14 protein-coding genes and 1 tRNA gene are annotated in these 19922 nt (G+C 65.1%); 9 read left to right on the forward strand and 6 right to left on the reverse strand.

Translation table 11 applies throughout. The features are described 5' to 3' along the window. Positions 1–15: 15 nt before the first annotated feature. Positions 16–921, reverse strand: a complete 906-nt coding sequence (locus EIP75_RS17420) for an AAA family ATPase (protein ID WP_125244561.1) — start codon at positions 919–921, stop codon at positions 16–18. 49 nt (positions 922–970) lie between these two features. On the opposite strand from EIP75_RS17420, the gene EIP75_RS17425 reads away from it, so the two are divergent. Then, positions 971–1912, forward strand: a complete 942-nt coding sequence (locus tag EIP75_RS17425; protein ID WP_125244562.1) for a histone deacetylase family protein — start codon at positions 971–973, stop codon at positions 1910–1912. Positions 1913–1933: 21 nt separating this feature from the next. Here the strand turns inward: EIP75_RS17425 and EIP75_RS17430 are convergent, their stop codons facing one another. The 3 genes from EIP75_RS17430 to EIP75_RS24640 form a co-directional block, all read right to left on the reverse strand. After that, positions 1934–4009 (reverse strand): TonB-dependent receptor domain-containing protein, encoded by a 2076-nt coding sequence (locus tag EIP75_RS17430; RefSeq protein ID WP_158622892.1) that lies wholly within the window; start codon positions 4007–4009, stop codon positions 1934–1936. A 321-nt stretch (positions 4010–4330) separates the two neighbouring features. Further along, positions 4331–5077 (reverse strand): PEP-CTERM sorting domain-containing protein, encoded by a 747-nt coding sequence (locus EIP75_RS17435; RefSeq protein WP_125244564.1) that lies wholly within the window; start codon positions 5075–5077, stop codon positions 4331–4333. A 13-nt stretch (positions 5078–5090) separates the two neighbouring features. Continuing rightward, positions 5091–6110, reverse strand: coding sequence for a PEPxxWA-CTERM sorting domain-containing protein (locus tag EIP75_RS24640; protein WP_125244565.1), 1020 nt, complete (start codon positions 6108–6110; stop codon positions 5091–5093). 250 nt (positions 6111–6360) lie between these two features. Between EIP75_RS24640 and EIP75_RS17445 the strand changes: the two genes are divergently transcribed. The 4 genes from EIP75_RS17445 to pbpG all read left to right on the forward strand — a co-directional run bounded on the left by EIP75_RS17445 (position 6361) and on the right by pbpG (position 11866). Next, positions 6361–7737 (forward strand): mechanosensitive ion channel family protein, encoded by a 1377-nt coding sequence (locus tag EIP75_RS17445; protein WP_125244566.1) that lies wholly within the window; start codon positions 6361–6363, stop codon positions 7735–7737. A gap of 120 nt (positions 7738–7857) precedes the next feature. Next, complete coding sequence (pssA, locus tag EIP75_RS17450) at positions 7858–8709, forward strand: CDP-diacylglycerol--serine O-phosphatidyltransferase (RefSeq protein WP_125244567.1); 852 nt, start codon at positions 7858–7860, stop codon at positions 8707–8709. A gap of 275 nt (positions 8710–8984) precedes the next feature. Then, entirely contained in the window at positions 8985–10526 is a 1542-nt protein-coding gene (locus EIP75_RS17455) for a 2-isopropylmalate synthase (RefSeq protein ID WP_125244568.1), read from the forward strand. 179 nt (positions 10527–10705) lie between these two features. Further along, positions 10706–11866, forward strand: coding sequence for a D-alanyl-D-alanine endopeptidase (gene pbpG / locus EIP75_RS17460; RefSeq protein WP_125244569.1), 1161 nt, complete (start codon positions 10706–10708; stop codon positions 11864–11866). Positions 11867–12070: 204 nt separating this feature from the next. Here the strand turns inward: pbpG and EIP75_RS17465 are convergent, their stop codons facing one another. Further along, entirely contained in the window at positions 12071–12823 is a 753-nt protein-coding gene (locus tag EIP75_RS17465) for an IclR family transcriptional regulator (protein ID WP_158622893.1), read from the reverse strand. A 437-nt stretch (positions 12824–13260) separates the two neighbouring features. Between EIP75_RS17465 and EIP75_RS17470 the strand changes: the two genes are divergently transcribed. Then, positions 13261–14295, forward strand: a complete 1035-nt coding sequence (locus EIP75_RS17470; protein ID WP_233584927.1) for a TIGR03790 family protein — start codon at positions 13261–13263, stop codon at positions 14293–14295. 40 nt (positions 14296–14335) lie between these two features. Here EIP75_RS17470 and EIP75_RS17475 read toward each other — a convergent pair whose 3' ends face one another. Continuing rightward, complete coding sequence (locus tag EIP75_RS17475) at positions 14336–15184, reverse strand: phytoene/squalene synthase family protein (RefSeq protein WP_125244572.1); 849 nt, start codon at positions 15182–15184, stop codon at positions 14336–14338. 150 nt (positions 15185–15334) lie between these two features. Here EIP75_RS17475 and EIP75_RS17480 point away from each other — a divergent pair, with 150 nt between their 5' ends. The 3 genes from EIP75_RS17480 (at position 15335) to EIP75_RS17490 (ending at position 19890) form a co-directional block, all read left to right on the forward strand. Further along, positions 15335–16468 carry an efflux RND transporter periplasmic adaptor subunit gene (locus EIP75_RS17480; RefSeq protein ID WP_233584928.1) on the forward strand — a complete coding sequence of 378 codons (1134 nt, stop codon included), beginning with the start codon at positions 15335–15337 and terminating at the stop codon, positions 16466–16468. 59 nt (positions 16469–16527) lie between these two features. After that, positions 16528–19701: an efflux RND transporter permease subunit gene (locus EIP75_RS17485; RefSeq protein WP_125244573.1), complete on the forward strand. Its 3174-nt coding sequence runs from the start codon at positions 16528–16530 to the stop codon at positions 19699–19701. Positions 19702–19803: 102 nt separating this feature from the next. Continuing rightward, a tRNA-Leu gene (locus EIP75_RS17490) sits at positions 19804–19890 on the forward strand. The last annotated feature ends 32 nt before the right edge of the window (positions 19891–19922 follow it).

The raw sequence follows: 19922 nt of genomic DNA on the forward strand, positions 1-19922 counted from the left end.
AATGCCCTTTCGCTGTCAAGGCACCGGCGTGGCATCCAGCAGCGCTTGCGCCTGCTGGCCGGCGTCGCCCGTGCCTGCGCTGGCCACCACGAGCCGGTGTGCTGCAGCCGGCACCCACAGGGCCTGGAGATCCTCTGGTGAGACGTGCGCACGGCCTTGTAACAGGGCTCTCGCCCTGGCCAGCCGCAGCAGGGAAAGGGCGGCGCGGGGGCTCAGGCCTTGCAGGCACCAGCGGGGGCTTCGGGTGGCGGTGATCAGCGCCTGCAGATAATCCAGCAGGGCCTCGGCCACGTGAATGGCATCCACCCGCGCCTGCCAGCCTCGCCATTCCTCCAGCGTCATCAGAGGCTTGATCGATTGCAGCTCTTGCCGCTTGTCCTGGCCCTTGAGCAGGGCCCGTTCGGCCTGGGCATCGGGGTAGCCCAGCGAGATGCGCAGGGCAAAGCGATCCAGCTGCGATTCCGGCAGTGGGTGGGTGCCCAGTTGCTCGATGGGGTTCTGGGTGGCTATCACGAAGAACGGGTCGGGCAGGGCGCGGGTCTGGCCATCGATGGTGACCTGGCGCTCTTCCATGGCTTCCAGCAAGGCACTTTGAGTGCGGGGGCCGGCCCGGTTGATCTCGTCGGCCAGCAGCACTTGTGCGAACACGGGGCCCGGGTGGAACACGAAGCCTTGCTGCTCACGCTCATAGACGCTCACGCCAAGCAGATCGGAGGGCAGGAGGTCGGCCGTGAACTGCACCCGCGAGAAGCTCAGGCCGAGCGAGCGAGCCAGGGCCTGCGACAGCGTGGTCTTGCCCACACCGGGGATGTCCTCGATCAACAGATGGCCATTGGCCAGCAGGCAGATGACGCTGAGCTCGACCTGGGGGCGCTTGCCGATGACGATCGTGCTAATCTGATCCACAAGTTTCTGAAGCATGCCGCCACATTAACCTAAAGAGCCGCCCCTGGTGGCTTGGAGACATCCCATGGCGACCGGTTACTTCACCCATTCCGCCTGTCGTCGCCACGACATGGGTGTGGGGCACCCCGAGTGTCCCGAGCGGCTGTCTGCCATCGATGACCACCTGCTGGCCCAGGGCCTGGATGCCTTGCTGGTGCATGGCGAGCCGCCTGAGGCCACCGTGGACCAACTGGACAGGGCACACGACCGCGGTCATGTGCTGGGGCTGATCGACCGGTTGCAGCAATTGCAGGCCACCGGTGAGCAACGGTACATGGATCCCGACACGCTGGCCATGCCCGGCACCTTGCAGGCGGCACTGAGGGCGGCTGGCGCCGCCGTCGCGGCCACCGATGCGGTGATCCAGGGCAAGCTGGACAACGCTTTCTGCGCCGTGCGGCCACCCGGACACCACGCCACGCGGCACGAGGCGATGGGCTTTTGCTTCTTCAACAATGTGGCCGTCGGTGTGCGTCACGCCCTGGATGTGCACCGGCTGGAGCGTGTGGCCGTCGTCGATTTCGATGTGCACCACGGCAATGGCACCGAAGACATCCTGTGCGATGACGAGCGGGTGCTGATGGTGAGCTTTTTCCAGCACCCGCTGTTCCCGTACACGGGCACGCATCCTCTGGGCAGCAACATGGTCAACGTCCCGCTGATGCCTCGTTCGGACGGTGCCCTGGCCCGCGCTGCGGTCACCGACAAGTGGCTGCCGGCGCTGGAGGCCTTCCGCCCTGAAATGATCTTCATATCGGCTGGCTTTGATGCTCACCGGGATGATGAGCTCGGCGGCCTGCGCCTGCTGGAGGCTGACTATGAGTGGATCACCCGCCAGGTGGTGGCCGTGGCAGACCGGTGGTCGAAAGGACGGATCGTGTCCTGCCTGGAGGGCGGCTACAACCTGCAAGCCCTGGCGCGATCGGTGGCGGCGCACCTGCGCGTGTTGACGGGCGCGGCCGGCTGACGACTCCCTGCGTCGCCCAGCTCACATCTGAACCGAGAGAGTCATCTTGGCAGCCCGGCCGGCAGCGGGCAGTCCGATGCCCCCCAGGAAGCCGCTGAGCGTGCAATAGGATTCATTGGTGGCGTTGTCCACGCTCACGCGCAGCACGGTGCGCTCTTCAATGCGCCAGGAGGCGAACAGATCCAGCACCTCTGGGCCGTACTGGGTCGCCACGCGGCGCTGGTTGGGCAGCACCTGGCCCGTGAGCCGTCCACATTCCGGCCTCACCTGGGCGCCGGAAAGCGTGGTGCGATCGCCATGCCTGCGCCAACGCAATCCGGTCTCGACCTTGTTGTCCAGCCAACGTGTGCCCAGCGTGGCGGACGTGAGAGAGCCGGGCAGGTCGAATACCGCCGGGGCATTGGCGCCGCCATTTTCCTGCCGTGCGTCAACACGGGAGACGGCCAGGTTCATGAACCAGAAGGGATGGTCGTAGCTGGCTTCGAGCTCGCTACCATGGCGGTACTCCACGCCGGGTTGCTCGGACCGGCCATTGACGGCCGTGATGGATTCCAGCACGTGGCTGGTCGTGATCCGAAAGAATGTGGCACGGGTCTGCAGCCGTCCTCCCCAGAGCTTGTCTTTGGGGACCCAGGCCAGGGTGAACTCGGTCTGGTAGGCCACTTCAGGTTGGTAGAGATGGCCGCAGATGCCCGTTTCTCCACTGAGCTCGTACAGAGCCTGATCGCTGTTGCAGTACCCGTTGTTGGTGAAGTACTCGTCGATCAGTGGCGGACGGAAGGCGCGGCTGCGCCGAATGGTGGCGGACAGATCGTCCAAGGCGCGCAGGGTCAGCGCCACACTGGGAGATGACTGGCGGAACTCGATGCTGGAAGGCACGCCCGCACGGTTCATCACGTAAGCCGTGCCACCCTTTGCCTCGGCCAGCTGCTTGTCCCATCGAGAGCCCACGCTCACCGTGGCAGGGCCCCAGGTCAGGTTGTGATCCAGGATCAGCGCGGTGGACTGGCTCAGGCCAGGCGGCTGTGCGCCGGAGTAGCCCGGGAACTCCGCCATGTCGGGATCGGCATACAGCGGGTTGCTGTAGTGCACCTGGGCATCGCGGTCATTGCGCACGCGCTGCAATCCGGCCGTGACCTGGGCCTGCATCGGCCCTGCCTTGAATCGGGCCTCGCCGAACAGCTCCGCGGTGTCGATGCGGTAGCGCCAGTCGTAGGCGTCGTCGCTGTCACGGGTCGGGTTGTCGCGCATCGTGCGCAGATCCAGCAGATGCATGTCGCCCCGGGCCAGTGTGCCGCGCAGCTTCAGCCACGGCACACTGGAGGGCGCGTAGACAAAACGCAGGCTGTGGGTCACGTCGTCTACCGTGCGTTCGACCACACCGAAGCTGTCCGTGGGCGAGCCGCCCAGCACGTCGTAGAGTTCGAGGGCGGGGCCGGAGTGCTGTTCCACGCGGCTGATGTCGAGCGTCAGATCGTCCGTCGGCATCAGGCCCAGCTTGAACAGGCGGCTGTGAGCGTCGGTGGCCGAAACGGGGAGGCGTGTCTTGTCTGCCAGTTCAAGGTCACTGCTTTCCCGGTCGGTCAATGACACGAGCAGGTCGATGCGCTCGTGTGGCCTGCCGAACAGACTCAGCATGCGCAGGCGTTCGTGGTTGTTGTCGTTGTAGCCGAACTTGGCCAGGGCCCCCCATCGCTCGCCTCGGCCCAGCAGGTCCGCCGCCGATTTGGTCGTGGCCGAGATGGTGCCGCCCAAGGCGCCCGAGCCAGCGAAGAGGGATGTGCCGCGCTCGACCTCGATGGTCTTGATCAGTTCCGGATCCAGAGAGATGCCACTGCCATAGCGGTATTTCTCGAACCCCTTGACAGCCCCATCGATCTTGACCCGTACGTCTTCGCTGTCGCTGTAGCCCCGGATGCTGAGTTTCGTGGCTCCGTCACGTGGGCCCCCCTGGACGGCCACGCCCGGTATGTCGCGCAAAGCATCGTTCAGTGTGCCCGTATTGCGCATCTCCAGCTCGCGGCTGTCTACGCGGGTGACAGGGGCCGTGGAGGGCAGGGTACGCGCAGGGCCATCCCTCAGGACGGTGTCTTGCACCTTGATGTCGGGCAGTCGGTTGGACTCGGGGGCGTCGTCTTGGGGGGGCTTGGGTGATGAGGAGGCTGCGCTAGCAGGCGCCGCACTGGCCGGCGCCTGCTGCGCCAAAATGGGCGGGCTGCCTGTCAGGCACAGGATCAACAGGAATAACCTGCAGTGATGGGCTAACGAAGGGCGAGGGTGGTGCTGCATGGAACAGGGATGCCGCTGCCTTGCCTCTTGGCTTGGCCATGCATCGCTTGACAACAGAAGATCAGGGCAAAACAACAGGCCCGGCCGCCTTGCGGCGATACCGGGCCTGTCCTGTTTGCCCGCTTGGGCTCAGTGGCGCATCTGCCGACGTCGGATCAGGCCCAGTGCCGTCAGCCCCATGGCCATCAGGGCCCAGGTCTGCGGTTCTGGCACCGGCACAGCCACGCTGGCCAAGCTGCCGTACACGGCCAGTTGATCCAGGCTCATGTGCGCGTTGGACGCCAGGAAGCGGAAGTCGTACACCGCGCTGACCGGAACATCCTTCCAGATCCACACCCACTCCGCGTCCGCAGCGGTGAAGCCGCCCATGTCGTCGTGCACGGTGGTCGAGCTGAGGTAGGTGTTCACGGCCGCGACAGTGACGCCATTGAGTGTGGCCAGCGTGTTCGGCAGCACGCCTTTGGTGGAGATGCGCAGCACGAAATCGCGCGTGGCACCTTCCACCGGCGTGTTATCGGTCAACTGGAGGCCGAAGCTCAACGGGGAGCCGTCCACCGTGTAGACCAGCCCGTACAGGTTGCCGCCAGTCCAGTAGGCGGTGCGGCTGTATTCATAGAACGCCACGTTGGTGTTGCTGCCGATGTTCGGGGTGGTCTGCGGAGTCTTGCTCAGCGTGTGCGAGCCGAAACGTGTCCACGAATCCCATTCCGCATACAGGGAGCCGACCGTGCCGGTGCTCCAGGCTTCGTCGAGCAGTCCCTGGAAGCTGTTCTCCGGCGCATAGTCGGATCGCCAGACGTTGTCGACCGCCAAAGCGGCCGACATGGACGTCCACGCGATCACGCCCGCCGCGATGAATTGGTGAAGGCGTCGCATGGCTTTGCCTTCCTCAGGCAGTGGCTTGTGCCTTGCGGCGGCGCAGCATCACACCCATCATGCCCAGGCCGGCCAGCATCATGGCGTAGGTCTGGGGTTCTGGCACGGGCGCGGCCACCACCTGGGTGAACACATCGCTTTGCGTCAGGCGAGCGGCATAGGTCTGTGTGTGCTCCACCACGTTGAAGGTGATGTTGTACGACGTGACGTTGCTGAAGCTGGTCAGGTCCCACTGGAAAGCGTAAAGATTGATCCAGATGGGTTCATCCACGTTAGATCCATCCGGACCTGTGGGCATGGGGATGGTGCCGTTGAAGCCCTTGGCGGCCAGTTCGGCAAAGTCGGCACTCAGCGACAGCGTGCTGTTGTCGGCGAAGGTCAGGTTCAAGGTCGGGAAGTAGTTCGTCACGGACAGTGAGCCGACCTGGCGCGAGCCTGCCGTGCCCAGGGTGGTGGTGGCGCCCACCGTCGGTTCGTAGAAGTCATAACCGTTGGCGTTGCCCAGTTCCAGCTGGAACACCACGGTGCCCAGGTTGGCCACGGGATTGGCCTCGAACACGCCCAGCGTGCCGCCCTTGGTGTTGTACTCGTTGCTGAACGAGATGGCGTAGAGCGAATCGCCAGCGGGGTAGGGGCCGAAGCCGGTGCCGCCCCAAGCCGTGCTGTTGCGCGTGCCGTCGGCATTGAACTTGTTCAGGCCTCCTGTGCCGTTGCCGTTGGCCACCTTGTTCAAGGCCGCGGCCGTGCCGCCGGTGTTCACCTGCGAAGCGATGGGCTTGGACCAGGCATTGGCAGCGGTGAAGACCGTGGGATAGCCTGTGTTGGCCGCGAAGGTCTGGGACACGCCATCCACGGTCTTTGTCTGTGCGGAAGCTGTGAGGTTGTACCAGCCGTTGTCCTTCACGGTGCCGGTAAGGCCGACAGCCGTGGGGATGGCATCCTGGATGCCGGTGTACGTCTGCGCTTGAGCGGTGCTGGCGGCGACCACGGCGAGTGTGGCGAAAGCGAACTGGAACCTGGACGAGGTCGTCATGTCGGTAACTCCGAAAGGGTAGGAATGGACAGAAGTGGGCCCGGGAGGCCCTTGAACTGATCCCGAAACCCTCCCCCACGGAGGCGCTGTCGGCAACACTTGAATGCGAATGGTTCGTATTAATTCACAGTGTCGCCGGATGATTACCCTGTGTCAAGCCTTATCCTGAGCTTGAGGGGGAACGCCTGGAGCGCTGCCAAACCGATCGCCGGGGAATCCGGCCATGGTGGTCCATGGTCCAATCTGGCCCATGGCGACGACATCCCAGATCCATCACACCCAGCCCCTGACGGCCGATGAACTCATTGAGTTGTGGTACCAGCTGCAGCAACCCGCCGCCTTGCTGGAGGCCGGGGTGTTGCTGGGATGCCTGGCGATGGCGTGGGGGCTGGTGCGCATTTGGCGAGGGCACCAGGTGCCCCATGGTTCCGTGTGGTTCGGCCACAAGATCTTCGACGGTGTGCTGTTCCCTTTGCTGGCCTTGCTGCTGGCGCTGATCGCGCGGCGTGTCCTGCTCGGCGACGTGCCGCTGGCTGTGTTCAGGCTGGTGCTGCCCATCCTGGTCTCGCTGGCCATCATCCGGCTGACGGTGAAGGTGCTGCGGGCCGCATTCCCCACCTCCAGCACTGTGCAGGTGATCGAGCGCACGGTGTCGTGGCTCGCCTGGATCGGCTCCGTGCTGTGGATCACGGGCATCCTGCCGCTGGTGCAGGATGAGCTGGGTGCCATCACTTTGAACATCGGCGCGTCCAAGCTCAGCCTGCTCAGTCTGGTGGAGGGCACGCTCTCGGCAGTGCTGGTCCTGATCCTGTCGCTGTCCGTGTCCTCGGCCATCGAGGCGCGCCTGCTGCGTGGTGCCACCGAAAACCTGTCGCTGCGCAAGATCGCGGCCAACATCATCCGTGTGCTGCTGATCAGCCTGGGTCTGATCATGGCGCTGTCCGCGGCAGGGGTGGACCTGACGGCGCTGTCCGTGCTGGGCGGCGCGATCGGCGTGGGCCTGGGCTTCGGCTTGCAGAAGCTGGCATCCAACTATGTCAGCGGCTTCGTGATCCTTGCCGAGCGCAGCCTGCACATCGGAGACCTGGTCAAGGTGGACAACTTCGAGGGCCGCATCGCCGACATCAACACGCGCTACACCGTGCTGCGGGCGGGCAATGGCCGCGAGGCGATCGTGCCCAACGAGATGCTGATCACCCAGCGTGTGGAAAACGCTTCCATGGCCGCGCACAAGCTTCAGTTGACCACGGTGGTGCAGGTGGCCTATGGCACCGACATCGACTGGTTGCGTCCACTGCTGCTCAAGGTCGTGGCGGCCGTGCCACGGCTGGTGGGAGAGCCGGCCGTCTACCTGACGGCTTTTGCGGCCGATGGATTGGAGCTCACCATCAGTTTCTGGCTAGGCGACCCGGAGAACGGGCAGACCAGTGCTTTGTCCGATGTGAATCTGGCCATCCTGCGCTGCCTCAATGGGCTGAAGGTGGATATCCCATTTCCACAGCGCGTCGTCCACCTGCCCGAAGGGTTTTGCGCATCGCAGGCAGAAGCCGTGGTGGGGCGGGGCGGCGGCCCCGGCTTGAGGTATCCTCCGCCGCACGATGATGATCCATCCCCGTCTTGTGCATGACACCCCGGGCACATCATTTGCCACGGCATCAGCAAAATGCCTGACCGTCGAGCCTAGGGTTGCCCGGGCGGAACGTGTCGCGGCGACCACCATCACTCGGGCGATCCTGCCCACCATGGCATGACCATTCCTCCCACCCAAGGCCCCACCCCTCCACCGCTCGACGTCGATGAGCATGACGAGCATGAGCATCACCCGCGGCCGCGGCGCAAGGGCATCTACATCCTGCCGAACCTGTTCACCCTGGCGGCGCTGTTCGGGGGCTTCTATGCCATCGTGATGGCCATGAACGGCCAGTTCGAGCAGGCTGCCTACGGCATCTTCTGCGCGGCCGTGCTGGACAGCCTGGATGGCCGGGTGGCCCGCCTGACCAACACCCAGAGCGCCTTTGGCGAGCAGATGGACAGCCTGTCGGACATGGTGTCCTTCGGTGCGGCACCAGCGCTGATCGTGTATGAATGGGCGCTCAAGGGGCTGGGCAAGCTGGGCTGGATTGCGGCCTTCGTTTACTGCTCGGGCGCTGCCTTGCGCCTGGCCCGTTTCAACACCAACATCGGCGTGGTCGACAAGCGCTTCTTCCAGGGCTTGCCCAGCCCGGCTGCGGCCGCCTTGGTGGTGGGGCTGATCTGGGTGGTGACCGACCTGGGTGAAAGCGCCCGCACGCTGCCCTGGATGGTGTGGGTGGCCTTTACCTTCACCTTGTATGCCGGCCTGACCATGGTCACCAACGTGCCGTTCTACAGTTTCAAGGACGTCAGCTTCAAGCGCACGGTGCCCTTCATCGTGATCGTGGCCATCGCTTTGGGCATCGCCGTGATCAACCTGCACCCGGCAGGCGTGCTGTTCGGCATCTTCGTGGTCTACGGCCTCTCGGGCTACGGGGTATTCGCCTGGCGCAAACTCAAGGGCAAGCCCGTGAGCGTGATCTCTACATCCACCGACGAACCCGACGAGGCCGGCCTGCACCGGTGATCACTGTTTTCAGGGCATATGCCCACCCCTCGCGCGGGGTGGGCGTGGTATATTGGACCTCATGTCGCTGAACCAACGTCCTTTCTCGCTACTACCCTTGGGAGTGCCCCGGGCGCGTTGATCGCTGACGTCTGTACATCAGTACCCCTTGCATCACGGCCCGCCAAGCGCTTCTTGCGGGCCGTTTTGTTTGGCGAGGTGATTCCACAAGCCAGGTTCTGACAGCCCCAAGGCGCCGACCAGTCGCTTGAACCCTTGCCCCCGCGGAGACCACCATGACCGACAAGCTCATCATTTTCGACACCACCTTGCGCGATGGCGAACAGTCGCCCGGCGCGTCCATGACCCGTGAAGAGAAGCTGCGCATCGCCCGACAGCTCGAGCGGCTGAAGGTGGATGTGATCGAAGCCGGTTTTGCGGCCTCGTCCAATGGTGATTTCGAGGCCGTCAAGGCCATCGCCGACACCATCAAGGATTCGACGATCTGCTCGCTGGCCCGCGCCAACGACCGCGACATCGGCCGCGCGGCAGAAGCCCTCAAGGGCGCGAACGCCTGGCGCATCCACACCTTCATCGCCACCAGTGCGCTGCACATGGAGAAGAAGCTGCGCATGACGCCCGAGCAGGTGCTCGAGCAGGCCAAACAGTCGGTGCGCTTTGCCCGCAACCTGACCAGCGATGTCGAGTTTTCGCCCGAAGACGGCTACCGCTCGGACGTGGATTACCTCTGCCGCGTGCTTGAAGCGGTGATCGCCGAGGGGGCCACCACGATCAACGTGCCCGACACCGTGGGCTATGCCATCCCCGAGCTGTACGGCAATTTCATCCGTACCCTGCGTGAGCGCATCCCCAACTCCGACAAGGCGGTCTGGTCGGTGCATTGCCACAACGACCTGGGCATGGCCGTGGCCAACTCGCTGGCTGGTGTCAAGATCGGCGGCGCCCGCCAGGTGGAGTGCACCATCAACGGCCTGGGCGAGCGTGCCGGCAACACCTCGCTCGAAGAGGTCGTGATGGCCGTGCGCACGCGCCGTGATCATTTCAACCTGGAAACGCGCATCGATGCCAGCCAGATCGTGCCGGCCTCGCGCCTGGTCTCGCAGACCACCGGTTTCGTGGTGCAGCCCAACAAGGCCGTGGTGGGCGCCAACGCCTTTGCGCACGCCTCGGGCATCCACCAGGATGGCGTGCTCAAGGCCCGTGACACCTACGAGATCATGCGCGCCGAAGACGTGGGCTGGGCGGCCAACAAGATCGTGCTGGGCAAGCTGTCGGGCCGCAATGCCTTCAAGCAGCGCCTCCAGGAACTCGGCATTGACCTGGATTCCGAGGCGATCGTGAACACGGCGTTTGCGCGCTTCAAGGAGCTGGCCGACCGCAAGAGCGAGATCTTCGACGAGGACATCATCGCCCTGGTGGGCGACGAGAGCGTCACGCCGGAGCAGGAGCACTACCGCCTCGTCTCTTTGTCGCAGCGTTCCGAGACCGGTGAGCGGCCGCACGCCCACGTGGTGTTCGCCGCCGGCGCTGAAGAGCACCGTGCGGACAGCGACGGCAATGGTCCGGTAGACGCCTCCTTGAAGGCCATTGAGACTGTTGTGAAAAGTGGCGCGGAAATGCTGCTCTACTCGGTCAATGCGATCACGTCCGGAAGTACAGAATCGCAGGGTGAAGTGACCGTGCGTCTCCAACATGGCGGACGTGTGGTCAATGGCGTTGGAGCGGATCCGGATATTGTCGTGGCGTCAGCCAAAGCCTATCTTGCAGCGTTGAACAAGCTGCACAGCAAGGCGGAACGGGTGGCGGCACAGGGATAACCCTTCGACGGGTGGGCTTTGTAACAGAGGCCACTTGATGAACGTGGCGTAAGTCTTTGATCTTGCGCGCGTTTTTCATTACACTTTGTACTACGTCGAAAGGGCAAGTCGTGGTGGATCAGAAGTTCAGACTGCGCATATTCATTTCCGCCTTGTTGTCGGTGGCTGCTTTGACTTGGATGCCCCAGGTTCAGGCCGCTTCCGGCAAGTCCAAGGAGCGCACTTCGCAATCGGCCTCGGCCAAGAAAGCGAAGACCAAGAAGGCTGCCACGCGCCAGGCCAAGGCCCCTCGCAAGAACGCCGAGCGTCTCAGCAAGAAGAAGTCTGACCGGGCCCGCGTGGCCAAGGTGGTGGCGCCATCGTCCCGCGAGGCGAGGGCCAGCGTGGTCCGCGCCATGGACCGCGACGACAACCGTCTGCCTGCACGTGTGGTGCCGGTGTCCGTGGAGGCGCCCGCCAAGGCGCAGCGGCTGGGCCGCACCGTGATCGCCTCGACGGCGGCGTCTGCGTCCTCAGGTGCTTCCTTTGGCCAGATCTATGGTCTGCACCAGACGGTTGATCCGCTGGACCTGAAATCCAGCGTCGCCCTGGTGCTCGACCAGGAGACCAACGAGGTGCTGCTGTCCAAGAATTCAGAAGCCGTGTTGCCCATCGCATCGCTGACCAAGCTGATGACCGCGCTGGTCGTGGTCGAGGCCCGTCAGCCGATGGACGACACCATCACGATCACCTCGGAAGACGTCGACACCGAGAAGTTCAGCAGCTCGCGCCTGGCTGTGGGCACCACGCTGTCGCGTGGGGATGCCCTGCATCTGGCGCTGATGTCGTCCGAGAACCGCGCGGCCCATGCCCTGGGGCGCCATTATCCGGGCGGTCTGCCTGCCTTTGTGCAGGCCATGAATGCCAAGGCCCGGTTGCTGGGCATGCACGACACGCACTATGTCGAGCCCACGGGCCTGAGCAGCCAGAACCAGTCCAGTGCCAGGGATCTGGCCAGTCTGGTGAAGTCGGCTTATCAGCAGCCCACCATCCGTGAACTGTCGACATCGACCGACTATGCCGTGCAGGTGGGGGCGCGCCATCTGCAGTTCCGCACCACCAACAGCCTGGTGCGCAACCCTTCTTGGGACATCGGTCTGCAGAAGACTGGCTACATCGTCGAAGCCGGGCGCTGTCTGGTCATGCAGGCGCGCATGGCAGGTCGCAAGCTGATCATGGTGTTCCTGGATTCCACAGGCAAGTATTCCCGCCAAGGCGATGCCGAACGTGTGCGCAAGTGGCTCGAAGCCGCGCCGCGTCATGTGGATTCGGTGAACCTCAAGCTGGACCCGACTTCTTGATGCCTGGGCGCTTGGCGCCCGTCCTTCATGAAAACGCCCCTTGACCGGGGCGTTTTGCATTTCCGTGTGCCTGGCTTGATGGGCGTGCGGGACGCGGTGGTGCTGCGGCCTTCCATTCATCTGCAGCGCTGTCGGCTCAACACCCTGCAAACGCTGAAAAGGCGCCCTGGGGCGCCTTCGCATCATGGAGATGGCCTGCTGACTTCAGGCCGTGGCGCTGGCGTCACCGACGGTCCATCCCAGCTGCGTCGAAATGCGCTCGCTGGCTTCTCGAACGGCCTGGGACAGTTCCGGATTGGGCGGCGCACTGATCGCCAGCGCTCCGACCACCAAACCGGCGTCGTTGTACAGCGGTGCCGCCGTGCATGATTGCCCAACGAGACTTTCATCAGGGCCAACCAGCACGCCGTTCTGCCGCAACTGTTGGACATCCAGCGACACCGCTTCGGGGCGCTGCCCGCTTTGCTGGCACAGGTGGTGGATCTGCGCGGCGGAGTCCTTGCTCAGCATGCTGCGCCCGACCACGCTCTCGGTCAGTCCGCTGCGCTGGGTGCTGACGCGTTGCAGCTGGATGCCGTGGCGCTCCTGCGCCGTGCGGGTCAGCAACACGGCCTCGTGGTCCTGCCGTGCGTAAAGGCTGATTGGCAGGCCCAACTGCCGGTGCAGGTCCTGCATCGGCTTGGCGGCTTCTTCGCGCAAATCCAGGCGCGTGCGCACCAGGTTGCCCAGTTCAAGCAAACGCAGCCCCAGGCGGTAGCTGCCGGGCCCGGCGCGTTCCACGTAACGACCGACCGCCAGATCGTTGAGGATGCGGTGGGCGGTTGACGGGTGCAGCCCGGTCTGGGCGCTGATGTACTTGAGCGAGACGGCCTCCTGGCCTTGCGCCAGCGTGTCCAGCAGCGCGAACATCCGGCTCATGACCTGGATAGACGTAGGTGGCGACTTGGGATCGTTCATCGGGTTTCCCTCCATGACATCCCATTTTGAGAGGTGGGATCCCGATTCAATCAGCGGAATAATCCTCGACTGGGGGTGGATTTGTGATTCCTGCACGGAACTGGGGCCTACATCATGGCCATATCCGGTCAGTAGGAACCCCTTGGCCAAGAATGACTCCCTCTTGCACCATGCCTCAACGCGTCATTGAACATCTGCCTCATTCATCCGCTTTTGTTTCCGCCCGTCAGGCCCTGAGACGATGCCTGCCAGGATGCGTTGCTGCTGTACTGGCCGTCGTCCTGTTCGCGCCTGGATCTATGGCGTGGGCTGGCAAGGAAGACTTGCCGCTCTTGCCGACGGAGCCGACTTCAGCGGGACGGGCCTCGGTCCCGTCGGGTGTTCCCTCGGCCGCCTCCAAGGCGGCACCGGCCTCGGCTGCTGTCCCGGCTGCCTCAGTGCCCAGCATCGTGGTTCAGCGCTGGTTCAGCGTTCCTCGGGTGGTCGGGCATCTGGAGCCTCGCGATCTTGGCTTGGTGATCAACATCGACGACCCCTATTCCGTGCAAGTGGGTGAGTACTACGCGAAGGCGCGGGGCTTGACAGAACCCCAGATTCTGCGGGTCAGGCTGCCCATCAAGTCGGCGCTCACGCGAGACGAGTTCACCGAGCTGTCCAAGCAGGTCAACGACTTTTATGGTGACCGGGTGCAGGCATTGGCCCTGGCATGGCGGCTGCCGTATGCCGTGGATTGCAACTCCATCACCGGAGCACTCACCATGGGTTTTGATGCGCAGTTGTGCGCCAAGACCTGTGCTGCGTCAAAGCCGTCGCGCTACTTCGGCTCTGCTTCCACGCGGCCCTACAAAGATTACGGCATGCGGCTGAGCATGCTGCTGGCGGCCCCCAGCTTCAATTCGGCCAAGGCCATGATCGACCGCGGCGTCAAGTCCGACGGGACGCTGGGCCTGCGGGGCGCGTTGCCGGCCAATGTGCACATGGTGAGCACCTCCGACAGTGTGCGCAGCGTGCGCCAGTACCTGTTCCCTCCTCCCGGGCCGGTGCCCCAGTTCGGACTCAACATCCACCTGGACAAGACCGATGCGCTGAAGAACTCGCCCCGCGTGCTGATGTACCTCACCGGGCGTGCGCAAGTTGAATATGTCGACACGGTCGATTTCCTGCCAGGAGCCCTGGCTGATCACTTGACCTCTTTCGGGGGGATTCTGGACAAGCCGCACGGGCAGATGACCGTGCTCTCCTGGATCGACGCGGGTGCCACAGCGTCTTACGGCACGACCAGCGAGCCCTGCGCCCACCTGCAGAAGTTTCCCCATCCGCAGGCCCTGCTGCTGTTCTACGCGCAAGGCGGCACCGCGCTGGAGAGCTACTGGAAGAGCGTGGCTTGGCCTCAGCAAGGACTCTTCGTCGGCGAGCCGCTGGCCGCGCCGTTCGATCGTTCCTCGTCGGAGCAGACCTCAGCTTCGCGCTGATCCCGCTCGCCGCACTCCTCAACGGTCCGGCATCGCTCGATCAGGCGGCCCAACGCTCGCGCTGGGCTGTCCACAGCTTGCGCCAGGTGCCGACCACCAGTCGCTGCTGCAATACCGGATAACCGGCCCGAGCCAGATCGTCCAGCAACAGCAGGGCCAGGCGCAGCAGCACGGCCAGCGGCCGCCAGGCGCGACGCTCGGCGTGGGGCAGGGCGCGGGCCTCCATGCGGATGGCGGTGATTTCTTCGCGGGCCTGCTGAGCCCATGCGTCGAGCAGGCCACGGATCAGTTCGTCAGGCACGGCGCTCACTGGATTGAGCAGCTCATGCGCCCGCACACCGTGGCGCTGCAGCACATCGATCGGGATGTGCAGCCAGCCTTGCCGGGCATCCTGACCCAGCCGCGCCAGGATGTGGACGCGGCGCAAGGCGGTGCCGGCGCGTCGGGCCAGCGCATGGGTCGCCAGTTGCGCGGCGCCAGTCATCAGCACCGCCCCTTCGCATGCCGAGCCAGTGGTGGCCTTGATGTGCCTGAGCAACGTGGTTTCATCCATCCAGCGGGTTTGCTGGGTCAACACCTGCAGGCCCTCGATTTGTTGCAGCCACAGATCCAGCGGCGGCACCTTTGACGTGTCCAGGCGGTCATCCGTCAGCAGCAGTTCGCGCAGCAAGGGGTGCTGGGGAGGCTGGCGGAAAGCATCCTGCACGGCCTGGGCCCACCAGGCCAGCTTGCGGTCCGCGATGGCGGGGTCGCTTACCTCGTAAGGGATGCGGCTGACCTCGTGCCACCACCGCACCCAGGCCTGCAGCCGCGGGCGGGCAGGTCCTGCGCTCAGCAGGGCCAGGTGCAGGCTGCTGCCAGGGCGGGGCACGGGAACTTCGGCGATCATGAGCGGGCTTGCGGACAATGTGGGCGGCGAGGGCGCGTATTGTCGCCTTTCTCCAATTGACAGCCGGCAACCCGGCTTCTACATTACTGACCGCTCGGTCAGTAATTGACGATGCGTTACGTTCCGCTCTCCCATCATTCGGCACCATCCATGATTCAGCGTTTCATGTTTTCCAGGCGGGCCCTGGCGTTCGGAGGCGTGGCCTCCCTGTTGGCCGTGCTGGCGGGTTGCCAGCCCGCCAAGACACCTGAATCGCCGGTGAGGGCCGTCCGCACGCTGGTGATCTCGGAGACGGGTGGGGCGCTGGACCGTGAGTTCTCAGGCGACATCCGTGCCCGAACGGAAACGAAGCTGTCCTTCCGCGTGCCCGGTAAGATCACTGCGCGTCAGGTGGAGTTGGGCCAGGCAGTGCGCCCGGGCCAGACCCTGGCGCAACTGGACGCCACCGACCTGCGCCTGAACCAGCAGTCGGCCCAGGCCGGCCTGGCCGCCGCCGAGGCCACCGCCGTGCAATCGGCCACCGACCTCAAGCGCTTCCAGGAGCTGCGCGCCCAGGGCTTCATCAGCGCCGCTGAACTCGATCGCCACCAGACCAACCACAAGAATGCCCAGGCGCAGCTGACGCAGGCCCGGGCGCAGGCCAATGTGCAGGGCAACCAGGCTGGTTACGGCACGCTCACCGCCTCGGCGGCTGGCGTGATCACCTCGGTCGACGCAGAGCCGGGTCAGGTGGTTGCCGCAGGGCAGCCCGTGGTCACGCTGGCCCACGATGGCGCACGCGACGTGGTCTTCTCCGTTCCCGAGGACATGGGGCCGGCGGTGCGCCCCCTTGTCGGCAAGACCGGTGCGCTGAAGGTGCGCCGCTGGGGCAGCGAACAGTGGGTCCCGGCCACCATCCGCGAGATGGCCGCCGCCACCGACCCGACCACGCGCACCTTCCTGGTCAAGGCCGATGTGAACCGCCTGGAGGCCGCCCTGGGACAGACGGCCACCGTGGCACTGTCCGTGCCCTCGCGCCTGCAAGGCGGCGGCGTCCACCTGCCGCTCAATGCCCTGGTGGAGCAGGGCGGCCGTTCGGCCGTGTGGATCCTCGATCCCAAGGCGATGACGGTGTCGCGCCAGCCGGTGACCACGGCCGAGGTGAACGGCAACATCGTGCTGGTGGCCGCCGGCCTGCGTCCAGGCCAGGAGGTGGTGACGGCGGGCGTGCATGTGCTCACGCAAGGCCAGAAGGTGCGCCGCCTGCATGTGAGCGCGGCCGCTTCGGCCGCCAACTCCCAGTGACCGCCGTGATCAAGCCGGCCTGAGGCCCCTTCACACCCTGCCGACCCGACCGGACCCCGATGAGCTCCACCCCCGACCACGCGCCCCAGCCTGCGGCGCCCAAGGCCCGCTTCAACCTCTCACGCTGGGCACTCCAGCATGCGCCGCTCACCCGCTACCTGATGGTGGCGCTGATGCTGCTGGGTCTGGCCGCCTTCTTCCAGTTGGGCCAGGACGAAGACCCGCCGTTCACCTTCCGCATCATGGTCGTGCGGGCATACTGGCCCGGTGCCTCTGCCGAAGTGATGGCCGAGCAGGTCACCGACAAGGTCGAGAAGACCCTGCAGGAGGTGCCGCACGTCGACAAGATCCGCTCCTACAGCAAGCCGGGCGAGACGTACACGCTGCTGCTGATCAAGGACTCCACGCCCCCGAAGGAAGTGGCGGACATCTGGTATCAGACCCGCAAGAAGATCGGCGACATGAGGGGCACGCTGCCCCAGGGCGTGCTGGGCCCCTTCTTCAACGACGAGTTCGGGGATGTCTACGGGTCCATCTATGCATTGTCGGCAGACGGGTTCACCGACGAAGAGCTGCGCCAGTACGCCGAGAAGGCCCGCAGCGCCTTCCTGCACGTGCCTGATGTGGCCAAGGTCGAGATGTTCGGCGTGCAGCCTGAGAAGGTCTTCGTCGAGGTGCCCCAGTTCAAGCTGGCGCAGATGGGCATCGACCTGTCCTACGTGATCAATCAGCTCAACGCGCAGAACGGCATCGAGGGGGCGGGCGTCTACACCGGGCAGAGCAGCACCGTGCAGATGCGGGTCAGCGGTGCTTTCGGCACCATCGAGCAGATCCGCAACATGCCGTTGCGCGTGGCCAACCCGGCCACCGGCCAATCCCGCACTGTGCGCCTGGGCGACATCGCCACCATCCGCCGGGCCTACGAGAACCCTCCGATCACCAAGGTGCGCCACAACGGCAAGGACGTGGTCGCGCTGGGCATCTCCATGGCCAAGGGTGGCGACATCATCGCGCTGGGCAAGCGCCTGACCAAGACCGCGCAGGACATCCAGCTCGAACTGCCCGTGGGCATCGAGATGGAGCAGGTGCAGAACCAGCCCGAAGCGGTGTCGCATTCCGTGGGCGATTTCCTGCACGTGCTGATCGAGGCCGTGGTGGTGGTGCTGGGCGTGAGCTTCGTCAGCCTGGGCCTGCACACGCGGCCGCTGAGGCTGGACATCTGGCCCGGCATGGTGGTGGCCATCACCATCCCGCTGGTGCTGGCGCTGACCTTCCTGGTCATGTACTTCTGGGGCGTGGGCCTGCACAAGATCTCGCTGGGCGCGCTGATCATCGCCCTTGGCCTGCTGGTGGACGACGCCATCATCGCCGTCGAGATGATGGTGCACAAGCTGGAGGAAGGCTACGACAAGATGGCCGCCGCCACCGCCGCCTACGAGATCACCGCCATGCCCATGCTCACGGGCACCTTGATCACGGCGGCCGGTTTCCTGCCCATCGGCATGGCCAAGTCGGCCGTGGGTGAATACACCTTCGCCATCTTCGCCGTCACCGCGGCCGCGCTGCTGATTTCGTGGGTGGTGTCCGTCTACTTCGTGCCTTACCTGGGCCAGTGGCTGCTCAAGACCAAGCGCAAGGTGGGCGAGGGCGGCTCTGCCATCGACCTGTACGACACGCCGTTCTACCGCCGCTTCAAGGGCCTGGTGAGCTGGTGCGTGGCGCACCGCTGGATCACCATCGGGCTGACCATCGGCGCGCTGGTGATCGGCGTGCTGGGCATGGGCAAGGTGCAGCAGCAGTTCTTCCCGGATTCCAGCCGCCCCGAGATCCTGGTGGACCTGTGGCTGCCCGAAGGCAGCAGCTTCGAGGCCACCGAGGTGCTGGCCAAGCGCTTCGAGGCCCGCCTGCTCAAGGAAGACGACGTGAAGATGGTCAGCGCCTGGGTGGGCGCCGGCGTGCCGCGCTTCTATCTGCCGCTCGACCAGATCTTCCCGCAGAGCAACGTCACGCAGATGATCGTGATGCCCAAGGACAGTGCCGCGCGCGAACGCCTGCGCCGCCGTGTGCCCGATCTGGTAGCCGAGGAGTTCCCGGAGGCCCGCGCCCGCGTCAAGCTGTTGCCCAACGGCCCGCCCGTGGCCTACCCGGTGCAGTTCCGCATCGTGGGCGACGACATCGCCGAGCTGCGCAAGTGGTCGGAAGAGGCCAAGGCCCTGATGGCCGCCCGCCCCGACATGCGCGGTGTCAACGACAACTGGAACGAGTACGTCAAGGCCGTTCGCCTGGAGGTCGACCAGGCCAAGGCCCGCGCTCTGGGCGTGACCACCCAGTCCATCGCCCAGGCCAGCCGCGTGCTGACCTCGGGCGTCACCGTGGGCCAATACCGCGAAAGCGACCGGCTGGTCGACATCGTGCTGCGCTCGCCCCAATCCGAGCGCGTCACCCTGGGCGCGCTGGACAACGCCTACGTGCCCACGGCGTCCGGGCGCATGGTGCCCGTGCTGCAGGTGGCCAAGCCCAAGCTGGTGTGGGAGCCGGGCGTGATCTGGCGTGAAGGCCGCCGCTACGCCATCACCGTGCAGGGTGACGTGATCGACGGGGTGCAAGGCCCCACCGTGAGCACCGCTTTGTGGCCCAAGATGCAGGAACTGCAGACCCGCATGCCGGTCGGCTACCGCGTGGAACTCTCCGGTACCGCCGAGGAAAGCTCCAAGGGCCAGGGCTCCATCTTCGCCAACATGCCAGTGATGCTGTTCATCACCTTCACCCTGCTGATGCTGCAACTGCACAGCTTCTCGCGCTCGGTGCTGGTGTTCCTGACCGGTCCGATGGGCATTGCCGGGGTGGCTGGCGCCTTGCTGCTGTTCAACCGCCCCTTCGGCTTCGTGGCCCTGCTCGGCGTGGTGGCATTGATGGGCATGATCATGCGCAACTCCGTGATCCTGATCGACCAGATCGAATCCGACCGGGCGGTCGGCGTGCCAGCGTGGGACGCGATCGTCGGCGCGGCCGCGCGGCGTTTCCGTCCCATCGTGCTGACGGCCGCCGCCGCCGTGCTGGCCATGATCCCGCTCAGCCGCAGCGAGTTCTGGGGCCCGATGGCCGTGGCCATCATGGGCGGGCTGATCGTGGCCACGGCGCTCACGCTGCTGGCGCTGCCGGCCATGTATGCCGCCTGGTTCCGCGTCCGCCGGCCCGAGGACGAGCCCACCATGCCCGCCCTGACGCGCTGACGTACCTCCCCTGCCGCGGCGGGCTGAAAACAGCCTCCGTGGCGCGGTAGAATCACAGGTTCACACCCGAATCCGACCCGCGAGGGTTACGTCGGTCGTCCCGCGCGGGTGGCGAAATTGGTAGACGCACCAGGTTTAGGTCCTGACGCCAGCAATGGTGTGGGGGTTCGAGTCCCCCCCCGCGCACCAGACGACCGTTCAATTGCCAACATTTCTTAAGT

The organism is Aquabacterium soli (genome assembly GCF_003933735.1).
Taxonomy (GTDB): domain Bacteria; phylum Pseudomonadota; class Gammaproteobacteria; order Burkholderiales; family Burkholderiaceae_C; genus Aquabacterium; species Aquabacterium soli.